General features: G+C 71.1%; 13 protein-coding genes and 1 pseudogene. 6 read left to right on the top strand and 8 right to left on the bottom strand.

Features of this window, described 5'->3' with window-relative positions:
- Positions 1 to 475: 475 nt before the first annotated feature.
- A complete protein-coding gene (locus tag KS423_RS23190) occupies positions 476 to 859 on the top strand; it encodes a hypothetical protein (RefSeq protein WP_224281533.1) in 384 nt (127 codons plus the stop codon).
- Positions 860 to 1308: 449 nt separating this feature from the next.
- Here the strand turns inward: KS423_RS23190 and KS423_RS23185 are convergent, their stop codons facing one another.
- From KS423_RS23185 to KS423_RS23165, 5 genes are read right to left on the bottom strand one after another with little or no spacing between them, the layout of a single operon-like run.
- Entirely contained in the window at positions 1309 to 2271 is a 963-nt protein-coding gene (locus tag KS423_RS23185) for an NAD(P)-dependent oxidoreductase (RefSeq protein WP_224281532.1), read from the bottom strand.
- On the bottom strand, positions 2268 to 3824 hold the full coding sequence (locus KS423_RS23180) for a class I adenylate-forming enzyme family protein (protein WP_224281531.1): 1557 nt from the start codon (positions 3822 to 3824) through the stop codon (positions 2268 to 2270). The genes KS423_RS23185 and KS423_RS23180 overlap by 4 nt, the downstream gene beginning before the upstream one ends.
- Entirely contained in the window at positions 3821 to 5053 is a 1233-nt protein-coding gene (locus KS423_RS23175) for a cytochrome P450 (protein ID WP_224281529.1), read from the bottom strand. Before KS423_RS23175 ends, KS423_RS23180 begins: the two co-directional genes overlap by 4 nt.
- Positions 5050 to 5802: a glycosyltransferase family 2 protein gene (locus KS423_RS23170; RefSeq protein ID WP_224281528.1), complete on the bottom strand. Its 753-nt coding sequence runs from the start codon at positions 5800 to 5802 to the stop codon at positions 5050 to 5052. Before KS423_RS23170 ends, KS423_RS23175 begins: the two co-directional genes overlap by 4 nt.
- Positions 5803 to 5836: 34 nt before the next feature.
- Positions 5837 to 6859 (bottom strand): 3-oxoacyl-ACP synthase III family protein, encoded by a 1023-nt coding sequence (locus KS423_RS23165; protein WP_224281526.1) that lies wholly within the window; start codon positions 6857 to 6859, stop codon positions 5837 to 5839.
- A gap of 264 nt (positions 6860 to 7123) precedes the next feature.
- On the opposite strand from KS423_RS23165, the gene KS423_RS48085 reads away from it, so the two are divergent.
- From KS423_RS48085 to KS423_RS23140, 5 genes are all read left to right on the top strand, one after another.
- On the top strand, positions 7124 to 8179 hold the full coding sequence (locus tag KS423_RS48085; RefSeq protein WP_224281524.1) for a cytochrome P450: 1056 nt from the start codon (positions 7124 to 7126) through the stop codon (positions 8177 to 8179).
- 204 nt (positions 8180 to 8383) lie between these two features.
- Complete coding sequence (locus tag KS423_RS23155) at positions 8384 to 8668, top strand: hypothetical protein (RefSeq protein WP_224281523.1); 285 nt, start codon at positions 8384 to 8386, stop codon at positions 8666 to 8668.
- Between the two features lie 17 nt (positions 8669 to 8685).
- Entirely contained in the window at positions 8686 to 9135 is a 450-nt protein-coding gene (locus tag KS423_RS23150) for a hypothetical protein (protein WP_224281521.1), read from the top strand.
- A 1198-nt stretch (positions 9136 to 10333) separates the two neighbouring features.
- On the top strand, positions 10334 to 10780 hold the full coding sequence (locus KS423_RS23145) for a nitroreductase family deazaflavin-dependent oxidoreductase (RefSeq protein ID WP_224281520.1): 447 nt from the start codon (positions 10334 to 10336) through the stop codon (positions 10778 to 10780).
- A 244-nt stretch (positions 10781 to 11024) separates the two neighbouring features.
- Complete coding sequence (locus KS423_RS23140; protein WP_224281519.1) at positions 11025 to 11219, top strand: hypothetical protein; 195 nt, start codon at positions 11025 to 11027, stop codon at positions 11217 to 11219.
- Positions 11220 to 11532: 313 nt separating this feature from the next.
- On the opposite strand, the gene KS423_RS23135 is transcribed toward KS423_RS23140, so the two are convergent.
- The 3 genes and pseudogenes from KS423_RS23135 to KS423_RS23125 form a co-directional block, all read right to left on the bottom strand.
- On the bottom strand, positions 11533 to 12270 hold the full coding sequence (locus KS423_RS23135) for a VOC family protein (protein ID WP_224281518.1): 738 nt from the start codon (positions 12268 to 12270) through the stop codon (positions 11533 to 11535).
- A gap of 69 nt (positions 12271 to 12339) precedes the next feature.
- Complete coding sequence (locus KS423_RS23130) at positions 12340 to 12663, bottom strand: DUF6191 domain-containing protein (RefSeq protein ID WP_224281517.1); 324 nt, start codon at positions 12661 to 12663, stop codon at positions 12340 to 12342.
- Positions 12664 to 12729: 66 nt separating this feature from the next.
- Positions 12730 to 12968 (bottom strand): annotated as a pseudogene (locus KS423_RS23125) (hypothetical protein); the annotation flags it as partial.

Below are 12968 nucleotides of genomic sequence, written 5' to 3'. Positions count from 1 at the left end.
CGCGCCCGCCGTCTCGGTCGGGGAGCGGCCGCGCCCGCCGAGCCGGTCGTCCCGGCGGAGCCGACCGCTTCGGTCGCCCGCGCGGACGCCGTACCGGCTGCAGCCCGGCGCAGTATGTCGTCCCGCCGTGCCGCTGGCGCGGCGTCGCGGGTGCGGAAGGCAGCGGTGAAGAAGCCGGCCGCCGAGGCGGGCATCCAGTTCGAACGGCTCAATAAGCGCCGATCAACGTCGCCAGAACCGCCGCCGCGACCCCCATCGCGGTCCACGAGATTCCCGGGCGCTCAGAGCCACCCAGCCGCTTCCCGCAGAAACGGAGCCGGTCCGGCATGACCAAGGCCGAGGTCGGCCGCTGGTACGGCTCCAAGAAACCCCGGTCCACCCGCGACGCCGTGACCGGGGCTACGGGCGCCCTCTTCTCTCGGCAACCGGGCGGGCGACCACCTGCGTCCAATCATCCGGACCCAGGGAACAGGAGGTGAGGATCGTCGTGAACGACGATGAAGGCCAGGATCGAGCTGTCGTCGGCACCGGGTGCCTCGGTGTGCTGCTGGCACTGCTCGGCGCCGGGAGTTCCGTTGCCATCATCAGCCGCCGATGGGCAAGTTGCACCGGAGGCGTTCATGCCACGGGCGATGCACTGACGCTGCAGTTCCTGCTGTTCGGCTCCCCCTTCCTCCTGCTGGCCGTAGGAGCAACGTTCGCGATCTGGATGTACCGTTCCACCCGGTACCAGCCTCCGATGAAACGCTTCGGGCTGATGACGCTCGCCATGCTGACCGGGATCGTGGCGGTGAGCGCCCTTCTCGTGCTCGCCAACGGAAGCAACCCGCACCCCGGTGTGCCGTGCCAGACCAGCTGACCACCCAATTCGGCGCGCCGGTAGTAGCCACAGCCTCAAAGCAACGGCATTGCCGCCAGCAACCGCCCCGGGCAGGCCCGGCCGCCGTCCCGGACCCACCGACCCTCCCCGACACCCCCCGTCCGACCGCTGGAACCGTCGGGCCCCTGCGCTTCTGGGGATGCCACCGGCCGACCGGGCACAGTGCCTTCGAAGAACAGCAACTCCGGCCGCGGTGGCCCATTCCGCGGCCGGATCGACCTCCAGGGCTGGGGGGCGGTGATCACCGCGCTGGTCGGCGTTGCATCCCTCGGTGTGGCTTCGCGGGAGGCTTCCTCGCCCAGTCCCAGGTCGGCGGAGCGGACAGCCGTCCTGAGTTGACCGTCGCGGTCACGGTGCCAGGCCCGACCGTGTAGGGGACCCCTGTTCGGTTGAGGTGATCTTGCTGGTCCACCTGTGGAGAGTCCGTGTCAGTTCCGGCGCAGGGCAGGCCCCAGGTCCGTCGGCGCCGGCTGGTAGCCCAGGTGGGTGCGGGCGGCCGTGAGGTCGAGGGTGCGTTCGTGGGCCAGGTGGCGGACGGCGTAGACGGTCAGGCGGGGGCGACGGGTGGATCGGGCGGTGCGGGCCAGGAGTTCGGCGGTGCGGGCCAGTGGGAGGGCGAGGGCAAGCGGTAGGTAGACGGGTTCGGCCGGGAGGTCGTGGGCGGTCAGGACCTGACGCAGCACGTCGTCCAGCACGACCGGCTCCCGGTCGGTGATGTTGAAGGTGCCCGAGGAACGGCCCTCGGCGGCGAGCAGGCAGGCGTCGACCAGGTTCGCCACGCTGGTCAGGCTCAGCCGCTGCCGACCGTCACCGATCGCGAACAGCTTCGGCCCGAACGGGGTTCTGCGCACCGCCTGGAGGAGGCGCGGTAGCAGTGTGGTGTCCCCGGGACCGTAGACGGCGTGCGGTCGCAGGATCACCGCGTCGGGGCGGACCCGGCGGACCCACGCCTCCGCCAGCGCCTTGGAGCGCCCGTAGGCGTCGGTGTGGTGGACCGCGTCGGCCTTGTCCTCCCGGGCCATGACGGTCGGCCGACGCGGATCGTAGACACTCGCGGTCGACAGGTGCACGAAGCGCGCCGTCTCGGGGAACGCGGCCAGCACGCCCCTGGTGGTCCGCACGTTGCCGCGGTGGAACGCCTCAGGGCGGGCCCAGTCGGTTGCCAGGCCTGCGCAGTGGATCACCGCGTCAGGGCGGGTGAACGGGGCGGGGAGGGCCGACCGGGCCGCTGGGTCCGCCAGGTCCCAGGGGAGGTAGGGAGCGTCACCGATCAGGTCGGCGGGGACGGTTCGGCGCCGCCCCAACGCCAGCACCTGGTGCCCGGCTGCCCGCGCCGCGCGGCACAGGGTGCTGCCGACGAAGCCACTGGCCCCGGTGACGACGGTGATCACCACGCCTCCTTCGCGACCAGTACGCGGAGTTGTTCGCGGTCGGGTTTCTCGGTCCGTCCCCGTCGGGGGATCGCCGGGAGGCAGAGGATCCGGTCCGGCAGTGCCGCGTGATCGATCGTGCGGGGCAGTTCGCGTTGCAGGGAGCGGAGGAGTTCCGGTTCCGGGACGGAGCCGTCGGGGCGTACGGCCAGCACTACTGCCTCGTCAGCGGTCAGCGGGTCGGGGACGCCCACGATAACGGCCTCGGCGATACCCGGGAGAGCGGCTACCGCGGGTTCGTACAGGCCGGGGTAGAGGTTGAAGGAGCCGCGGATCAGCATGTCCTTGGTCCGGCCGAGCAGCACGATCCGGCCCTCGGCATCGATTCGGGCCCGGTCACCGGTGTTGAGCTCGCCGATCGGCCCGTCACCGAGGTAGCCGATCGCCAGGTGGGCGCCGCGCAGCAGGAGTTCGCCCTCTTCGTTGAGGCGTGCCGTGACTCCGGGCAGGGGGTGGCCGGCCAGGTCGCCGTGGGGTGCATGGTCCAGCTTCTCATCGGCCTCGGTCACGGCGATCGGCAGCATCTCGGTCGCGCCGTAGACCACGGCGATCCGGGCCGAGGGGAGCGCGTTTCGCAGGCGGCGCAGGATCGGGGGCGGCACGGGTGCGGCGCCGAGCAGCACCGTGCCCAGGGTGTCCGGGAGTCGGCCGGTGGCGAGCAGGCGGGCCAGGGCGGCCGGAGTGCCGAAGGTGTGGCTGGCCCGGCGGCGCCGCAGGTCCCGCAGGAACCGCTTCGGCCGCACCGGGAGCGGCGCCACCGACCAGGTGGCGCCGGCGGCGAGGAAGGCGAAGGCGATCATCAGTTGCTCGGAGTGCACGACCACAGGGCCGGGGGCGGCGGGCAGGCCCAGGCCTTCGCCGAGCAGGTCGGCGCCGGCGAGCAGCGTGGCCTGGCTGTGCACCACCGCCCGGGGGCGGGCGGTGGTGCCGGAGGTGAACACGACCAGGGCCGGGCGGTCCGGGGCCCCCGCGGGCTCGGGCTCGGGCTCGGTGTGCGCCAGGGAAGCGGCGGAGAGCGCGTCCGGGGGCAGGCCCGGGAGGCGCGGGCCGGTGTGGAGTAGGCGCAGGGTCGGGTCGGATAGCGCGGGAAGGTTCAGGCCGAGGCGGCGCAGTAGTGTGCGTCCCGCCTTGCGGGCGGAGAGCGCGCAGAGCCAGGATTCGGCGGCCAGCCAGCGCGGTGCGGCGAGGCGTTCGGTGACGAGCCGTCCGCGCGCGGCGTCGAGTTCGGCGCCCGCGCCGGGGTCGGCCACCACGACGACGGCGCCCACTGCCATGACGGCCAGGCCGAGCACCAGGGCGTCCCGGCCGGGGCGGACCGCGAACAGCACCGTGTCGCCGGCGGACATGCCCGCGGCGCGCAGCCCGCTCGCGGTGGTGGCGATCCTCTGTGCGAGCTCGGCGTAGGTGAGCGTGCCGTGTGCGTCGAGCAGGGCGACCGCGTCGGGCGTCCGGCGCGCGTGGCCCGCGATCCGTCCGGCCAGTCCGGCGCCTGCGGGGTCGGGCGTGCCGCTCACGGTGCGGTCACCTCCAGCTCTGCGTGGTCTGCGGGTCTCGGGGGACCGGCGGCCTGTCCGGCTGCCACCTCCAGCCGCGCGTAGGTCGGTATCAGCACGCGTCGCTTGGCCCGTCGCCGCACGATGCGCTCAGCCCCCGCCATCAGTAGTGCCTGCATCAGCACCCGGATCTCAGCCAGCGCGAGCGGCGCACCGATGCAGTAGTGCGGCCCGGCCCCGAACCACAGGCGCTTGGGATCGTGCGCCGGGCACCGGCCCAGTGCCGCCGCCCGGTCGAACGGTCCCGCAGCCGCGTCGCACTGCGCAGTGGCGATGACCACCCGGTCCCCCTCACGCACCGCCGTCGCGCCGAGCCGGCCCGGCCGTGCGGCCCGGCGCAGCATCGCCGGGCTCGGGGTGATCACCCGCATCGCCTCGTCGATCGCCGCGTCGAAGGCCGCGCCGCCCGCCGCCAGGTCGGCCCGCAGGGCAGGCAGGAGCCCGGAGTCGTGCCAGAGCGCGAAGACCCGGGGCACCGTGGTCGCCACGGTCTCCGTCCCGGTGAGCAGGAATGCCGCCGCCAGCCCGAGCGCCTGCTCCCGGTCGAGCCCGTGGTCGCGCAGCCGCCCCATCATCGAGCCCACCTCCGCGCGGTCGTACGCCTCGCCCGCCGCCACCACCAGAGTGGCCAACACCGCTTTCGCCTTCGCGACCTGGCGCGGGGACAGTTCCCTGGTCCGCAGCCCGACCATCCGTACGATCCGCTCGCCCCGCTCGAACACCTCCGCACCCGCGGTGTCGGCCACCCCCAGCAGTTCGCCGATCACCGTGCCGGCCGCCGTCCTGGTCAGTGCGACCAGGTCCACCGCGCCGCCGGCGCCCAGCCGGTCGATGGCCTCGCGCAGCACCGGTTCGAGCACCCGGGTGCACAACTCCGTGGCCTGGGCCCGGGTGAACAGGCCGGCCAGCGCGGCCCGCAGTCTCCGGTGCTCCTCGCCCTCCATGTTCAGCAGCACGGACGGCCCCAGAACCGGTGTCCACAGCGCGCCCGAGGACCCGGGGCCGTCCTTGCGGAACCCCTCGTGGTCGAGCAGCACCTGCCGGGCCAGCTCCGGATCGCTGACCACGACGCCGACCCCCGGCACCCGCACGGCGGGACCACGCCGGGCCACGGCCGCGATGAACGGGTACGCCCACGGGTGGGCGGCCAGCTGCACCCGTCGCTCCCAGACGTGCTCCTGCCGCTTCATCGGATGTCGACCACCTCGGGCCGGTACCGGTGGTCCGCGTACCAGGCCAGCGTGTTGCGCAGCCCGAACGCGCGCAGCCGCCGCACCGAGCCGTAGACCCGCATGCCCGGGACCTGCCCGTAGGCGGCGGTGAGCCTGCGTACCCGGTTGACCAGGGCGCGGTCCTCGTGCACCTCCTCGATCGCGGTGCGCGGGAAGCCGCCGCAGCGCTCGTAGAGGTCGGCGGTGATGGCAAGGTTGCAGCCGGGGCACATCAGGTACGGGCCGACGTACTGCGGGTCGCGGTTGCCGGGCCGGAACCTGCCGAACCACGCCGCCAGCGCGACCACCGCCGGCAGCAGCCGGCTCTCCCACAGCCTGAGCCGGAACTCGTCGGTGCGCGGCAGGAGTTGACCGGTGACCAGTTCCAGCCCGTCGGCCAGGCCGCGGCGTACGGCTGCCGTCCAGCCCGGTACCGGGAGGCAGTCGGCGTCGGTGCGGGCCAGGTACCGGGCGCCGGCCTTGATCGCGAACCGCATCCCGGTGTCCGCGGCCGCGCCGGTGCCCTTGCGCCCCTCGGTGATCAGGTGCAGAGGGAAGCCGGCGGTGACCGCGAACTCCCGGACCACCTCGGCGGTCCGGTCGGTCGAGGTGTTGTCCACCACCACGCACTCGAAGTCCGCGTCGGTCTGCTCTGCCAGCGCGCGCAGCGTGGCCGGCAACGAGGCCTCCTCGTTGTAGGCCGGCACGACCACCCACAGGTCGGTCACTGGTGCTTCCTCACAATCGAGCTCACGATCGAATTCACAGGTGCGCGAAGACGACGCCGAGCGAGACCCCGCCGGCCAGGCCGATCAGCGCCACCCGGTCGCCCGGCCCGCAGCGGCCCTGTTCCAACGCCTGGGCGAGCTGGAACGGCAGCGAGGCCGAGGCGAGGTTGCCGTGCTCGGGCAGCACCGGCACCAGCGACCCGGCGGTCAGGCCGGTCCTGCTCAGGAACGCGTCCAGCAGTGGCACGGTCACCTGGTGCACCGCCACCACTGCGAAGTCCGCCCAGGTCAGGCCGTGTTCGGCCAGGGCCTGGTGGATCAGCTCGGGACCGAGCGCCTCGAAGGCCGCGTGCAGCCGCGCGCCGTCCATCCGGAAGTAGGTCGCCTCCGGGTCCCGCGGGTACGCGGTGCCGCCGCCGGGCAGGGTGCCGACCTCCCAAGCCGAGGAGTCCGCGGTGAAGGCGCGATGGAAGATCCCGTCCGGCACCGCCCCCGCCTCCAGCAGCACGGCCGCGCCACTGTCGGACAAGGTGTAGCCGGGGAATGACTCGGCGAACTGGCTCCGGTCCCGAACCGACCAGCGGATCGCCCGCGACGGCAGCTCCCCGGTGCAGACCAGGACCCTGCGGTACTGTCGGCCGGCGATCAGCGCCTCGGCGACCTGGATCGCGTTGAGCACGCTGTTGCAGGCGTTCTTCACGTCGAACACCGGGCAGCGCGCCCCGATCTTCGAAGCCAGGATGTGCGCCGTAGCCGGCTCGACCATGTCCTGCGAGGCGCTGGCGAAAATCAGCAGGTCGAGGTCCCGTGCGTCGAGGCCGGCGTTGGCCAGCAGCTTTCGGGCGGCTGCTGCGGCCAGGTCGGAGGCCTGCCAGTCGTCAGGGGCGACGCGCCGCGCGGCGATTCCGGTGACCGCCTCGATCAGCCCGGGGCGCGGCCGGTAGGGGCCGCTGTCGGCGATCCGCTGCTCCACCTCGCGCGAGGTGAGCGATTCCTCCGGCAGGTGCACCGCCACCGCGGCGATCACCGCGCGAGCCCCGCCGTCTTGCCCGACCAACTGTTCCACTGCCCTCCGACACGTGCTCAAGCCTCCCCCGAGCTGCCTGATCATATGATGATCCCTGACTCGGCCTGCCGCGGTACGGTTCCTCGCACGGACATTCGAGGCGACGGTGGGGGCGAGGCGACGATGGGCGCGACAACGGCAGAACGACACGAGAGCAGACTGCTGTGGGCCAGCCGGCCCGCCCTGTGGACGCTGACCAGGATCACCATGGCACGGCCCTTCGGACCGATCCGGCGGGTACCCCGACTGGGCTGGGTGGCAAGCGAACCCACCCTCATCCGGGCCGTGCTCAACGACCACGAACACTTCACCCTGCTCGGAGAGGGCGGCGTTGGGCACCTGTGGGAGCAGATCCTCGGGCCGTACGTCACCCGGCTCTTCGACGGCGCCGGCCACGCGGACCTGCGCCGGCGCGCCCGGGACCTGTTCACCGAGGAGAACTCCGCCGCCCTGGTCGAACGGGCCGCCGGGCCGGTCTACGCCGACGTCACGGCGCGCCTCACCGCCGGGGACCAGGTCGATGTGGCCGCGACCGCCCGGCTCGTCGTCGGCCGTCTGATGGCCGACCTGCTGGGCCTTCAGCTCTCGCCGAACAGCCCGGACTCCACGTACCTGGAGACCTTCTCCGCAGGCGAGCGGCTGGCCGCGCTGGCACTCGACACGGCCGCCTCGACGGAGCTGCCGCCGGAGCGGATCGAAGCAGCGAAGGAAATCGTCAGGTCGCTGACCAGCGGCGTCCCGGCGGCGTACGCCGGTGCCGCACCCGACACCCTGCTCGGCCGCTGCCGTGAGGCCGGGATCACACTGGAGGAGGCCAGCGGGCTTGCCTCGCTGCTGCTCGTCGCGGGCACCGAGACCGCCGCCAGCGCGATGGCCCGCACGGTCGCGCTGATCCACGACACCGGGCAGCAGGAACCTCTGCTCGCCGACCCCGGGCTGATCCGCGACGCGGTGCGCGAAGGGCTTCGGGTGACCACGCCCGCGCCGGTGATCGGACGGCATGTCAGTGCGGACGTTGCCGTGGCCGGCCGCCGACTGCGCAGGGACGAGCGGATCCTCCTCGTCACCTACGCAGCCGACAACCTGGCCGGCGGCTTCGACCTGGCCCGCCCGTACGACCCGCGCTCGCGCCAGCTCTGGTTCGGCGCCGGCCGGCACCTGTGCCTGGGCGCGCCCGTCGCACGCGCCGAAATCGCCCGGATGATCGCGGCGATCTGCGCAGCAGGTCGCCCATACCGGATCGTCTCGCGCAGCTATGCCCGGAAGGTGATGATCCCCTCTTACGCCTCGCTCGTCGTCGAGCTCGAATGACGGGGCGTCAGCCGACCGAATTGGCGAGCAGGCCGTCCCCTGCCCTGTCGTCCAAGACCAGCCCGGTGTAGGCGTCCACCGGGGCCGAGATGGTGCCGGGCGACGTCTCAGAGGGGTGTAGTTGAGATGTTGGGTGGTGTGTGGGCTGGGGTTTTGTTGGTGCGGTGAGACGGGCGGGCGGGTCCGCGACAGGAGGCTGACGGCATGCCCGCTGCGGATCACGCGGGCCCGCCATCCCCAGGCGACCAGGAACACATCCTGGGCGTCCCCGTCTTCCTGATCCACATGCGGGACATCGCAGGCGAGCCCCTCGGCGACGACAGGTCACCCGCGATGGGGTCGCCGCGCCTGGACTACGTGGACGAGGAGATCTACGACGTCCTCCGCCGTTACCAGGGGCCCGGAGAAGAGGCGTACAGCGAGGCGAAGAAGCGCATGGGGGCTCTACTGCGTTACGGAGAAGTACAACGCCATCTCCGGAACCGCTGACAGGGTGTGAGAACGTGATGTCCGCAGACCAACCGTTCGCCAGGCACGACGGCGTCATACTCCTCCTGGTGCTGCTGCTCGGAGCCCTCGCCACTGCGGTACTGGTCCTGTACGGCATCAGAGTGCTGGTCCGCGCCCGGGCCGCCGCCTCCCGCGCGATGGCCCTCGTTTCCGCCTCAGCCCTGGTCTGGGCCACCACGATCGGCCTCTACACCTGGGGCCTGCTGCACCTGCTCATGGCCGACGACTACACCGAGGCCAGAGCATGCGATGCGGCAATGGGAAAGCAACTGGTCGGCTATGACCCCTCGTTCATCCCATTGAAGTTCGGCTGTGTCAGCTCCGACGGCCGCACGGTGTCCGTGGTGATCCCCTCGTACGTCAACCCGGTGCTGGCCGTGCTCGTGGTCTGCGCCGTAACGCTCACCGTATTCGCGGTCGTCCGAAGCAAGGAGAAATCCACGTGACGGCGAACATTCCGCGGCGCACCGTGCTGCGTCGTGCCGTCGGCATTGTCGCAGGTGCCGCGATCGGGTCGTAGCCGCTCGCCACTGCCTGCTGGCCAGGGACTGTCAGGCCGAACCAGCAGGGTGCGCAGGCGGGTGGTGCGAAGCGGGCACAGCCACCAAGGGGCCTCAAGGGCTACGCGGGCGCCTTCCCGGTCACCCGGGCCTCTGGCAAGACACCTCGCGGGCCGTTGCGTGCTCGTCCTCACCGCTACGATCGGCTCGGGTGTACTGCGGCAGGCCGAGCCGGCTCACATGCCGGCACCCAGTCAGTTGGTCGTTCACTTGTCCGGCAGCGATATTCCGGAGGAATCGCGGTCCCGTGCTCTGCCGCTGCCGGCCGCGTTCCACTGGCTGCAGCAGAAGAGCGTCACGGCGCCTCCCAACGGCGGTGGGGCCCCGCTGACAGAAGCCGACAAAGTCCGGCTGATGGGTGTTCAGAGGATCTCGGCGGACTGCCGGACACTGCAGGCCATGACCGAGGCCTCCCTTCCCGGCTGTCGGGACAATTCCCTGTATCGGCTCCGGAGTCACCTCGACGGACCTGGCGCTTGCCCTGGCCTTGGGAACGGGACATCCGGCGGCGAATGCAGTGCTGCTGCTGTCAGGTCAACAGAGCGGCTGGTTCCTCGGCACGGTCGGCTTCGCACTTCCATTGGTTGCCGTTGCCCTGGCCTTCGCGGCCGCAGCGAGCATGTTCGTCTCGAGGCTGCATCCCCGACCAGAAGACCTTCGCCGCGAGTAGCAGCAAGGAGGAGAGCTTTGGACAGCAACATCGACAGCCACCGCACCGGGGCAAGCGCGGCAGGGGAGCCGAACAGATCTATTTGTGCGTCAGCGGCAGGTGAGAACGGCCGGCCCGGCCAGGTCGGGCGGCGGCGGGTGCTGCCGGACGTGGTCCAGCGAGCACCTCACTCAGGGCGGGATGGTCGTCCGCACCACCTGGCAGGAGCCCGCCTGCCTGGCCTGGGCCCGGCGGCGACCACCACCGCGGTGACCGAGCCGGTTCGGGGGCGGGTGTGCGTGGCGCCCGGGCGGAGGCCGAGCGGGAGGCGAGCCGCCCGGTGCGCACCCGCTGTTCGGCCAGGTTCACCGACGCGGCGGGACATGGGAGCATGAGGACGTTCAGTGTCACCGAAAGCGATGGGACGGATACAGCATGCCGCTCAAGGGTGAGTACGAGCCGAGCCCGACCGACTGGGTGCGCACCCAGGTCGAGGCGTACGAGTCGTCAGGCGGAACGGAGGGGACGACGTTGCGCGGATTTCCGGTCATCCTGCTGACGTCCGTCGGGGCCAAGTCCGGCAAACTGCGCAAGACGCCGCTGATGCGCGTGGAGCACGACGGGCGCTATGCCGTCGTCGCCTCGCAGGGCGGCGCGCCGAAGCACCCCGTCTGGTACTGGAACCTCAAGGCCGACCCCCGGGTCGAACTGCAGGACGGGCCGGTCCGGCAGGACATGATGGCGCGCGAGGTGACCGGAGCGGAGAAGGCGGAGTGGTGGATGCGGGCTGTCGCCGCCTACCCGGACTACGCCGACTACCAGACCAGGACCGACCGCGAGATCCCACTGTTTGTGCTGGAGCCGTCGCCGACCGGGCACTGAGGACACCTTCACTTGGACCAGGTGACCATCGCGTCAGTGTTGTTGGTGCTCGGGCCCGGTCGTTCAAGACCTCGACAGCATCAGGTGCTGACGCCTGGTCACCTGGGTAGCGGCCAAGGTCCCTTGATGGCCGGGACGGACGTCGATCAGGCCTGCAGCTTCGTCCACCCGCAGGCCTGCCCGCCCCGACCGCTGAGCGTGCGCGTCACAGAGTTGTTCTTCGGCGGTCGACAACTGGAACGGCGTGCAGATCTGCGACGGCAACGCCGTCGAGAGCAACTTCTACCGCGACAGCGGATCGCACCAGACCGTCAAGGAGTCGCGCGGGAGCGGCAACTGCAGCGGCAGTGACGGTGGCAACAAGGTGTACCGTCACCAGGCGCATCAGTTCCGTGACTGGGCGCCGGACCTCTGGTCCAGCTTCGAGTACCGGTACTGACCAGAAGACGTCGGGGGCGTCGCCTGCGGGCGCCGCCCCGACGTCGTGTGCACGCTGACCGCCCCTTGGAGTGGTGGCGTCGGTAGGGAGCGTTGTCCGGCCGGGTAGCGTGGTGAGCCCCGCCCGGATCGCGCCCCCGACAGGATGCGTCCGGGCGGGCGTTGTGTGTCGGGGAAGGCCCGCTCGTGGCCTTCCTGGCGCCCGATGATGCGCGCTGAATCACCGAGGACACCGTCCCCGTCTCCGGCGGCATGCGCTGACGCCACGCGGTCTCCGCCGCTGACCCGAAACCGGACGGAGCCGCTGCTCAAGGTCAGCGAGGACTGAGGAGGCAGAACTCGTTGCCCTCCGGGTCGGTCAGGATCCGCCAGGAGATGGCGGACTGGTCGATGCCGGGGTCGGAGGCGCCCAGGGCGCGCAGGCGGGCCTCCTCCGCTGCCGGGTCGTCACCGCGGTACGGGCTGATGTCCAGGTGGACGCGGTTCCACCCGCGCTTGGTGTCGGGGGTGCGGACGAACTCCAGGTAGGGGCCGACGCCGTGGGCGGAGCGCAGGCTCGCGTGGTCGTCGGCGACCTCGTGCACCGTCCAGTCCATCGCCTCGCCCCAGAACCGGGCCATCGCCCGCGGGTCGGTGCAGTCGACCACCACCGCGGCGATCGGCCCGGTGTCCTGGTAGATCGGACGGGGCTCCAGGACACAGAACTCGTTGCCCTCCGGGTCGGCCATGACCGTCCAGGGGACGGCGCCCTGACCCACGTCGGCGAGCGTCGCGCCGAGATCCTTCAGACGCGTGACCAGCTCCGCCTGATGGGCCGTCGAGGTGGTGGCCAGATCGAGGTGCACCCGGTTCTTCACCGTCTTGGGTTCCGGGCGGGCGATGAGGTCGATGCAGACGGCCGAGGGGTCGGGGTAGGCGAAGCCGACGGGTTCAAGGTTGGTCACTCCGGGGGCTTCGCTGTCGACACCCCAACCGAGTGCCTCCGCCCAGAACCGGCCGAGCACGGAGTCGTCCTGGGCCTTCATATTGATCTGCACGAGTCTTGTTGCCATGTCGCATATCCTAGGGTCTGTTTCAGAAGTGGATTTTGCAGTGAGGGGATCGTGCATGTTGCGGCGCGGCTACCTCTGCTGTTGAACGACAGCGGTGCCGCCGTCCAAGTCGACACCTATGCGAGGCGGGGCGCCGGCGTGGTCGTCGTCCCGCATGACCAGTTGAGTCCGCCGCTGCTCGATTTGCACGCGCTTGTTGGCATTGAAGAAGGCGTGCAACTCCTCGGTCGCGGTGGCACCAAGGCCGTGCCCGCTGCTTCGCGTTCGAGTGGTCAGGCGGCGGCATAACCATCCCGGACGGCCGGATCGCACCACGAGATGCCGGATTGAGGCCAGTGTGAAGGGCACGATCACCAGCACTGCCATGAAGAGCAGACCTGCCATCATCACCATGCCGACCTAACGTGCGAAGGTGACGCATCCGTTCCTGGCCGTTGCTGCCGTGTACGGCGGCGCCAGTCAGAGCCATTCGCCGATTGCGGCGACCAGCACCGTCGCTTCGTAGCGAACAGCGAGCTTGTCATACCGCGTGGCCACCGCGCGGTTTCGCTTCAGCCGGTTGATTCCGCACTCGGGGGCTCCCCCCAAGACCAGGTAGTTAACGGATTCGGGCTGACGACAAGGGAGTTCGGCATCACGTTGGAACGCGGGCAACGGGGCCACGTTGATCAGGTAGTCCGCCAAGACTGCTGGTCGCC

Origin of the sequence: Streptomyces sp. LS1784, from assembly GCF_020103755.1 — a bacterium.
Taxonomy (GTDB): Bacteria; Actinomycetota; Actinomycetes; order Streptomycetales; family Streptomycetaceae; genus Kitasatospora.
Note: the sequence above shows the minus strand (reverse complement) of the source record. Positions and strands in the feature narration are given on the sequence as shown.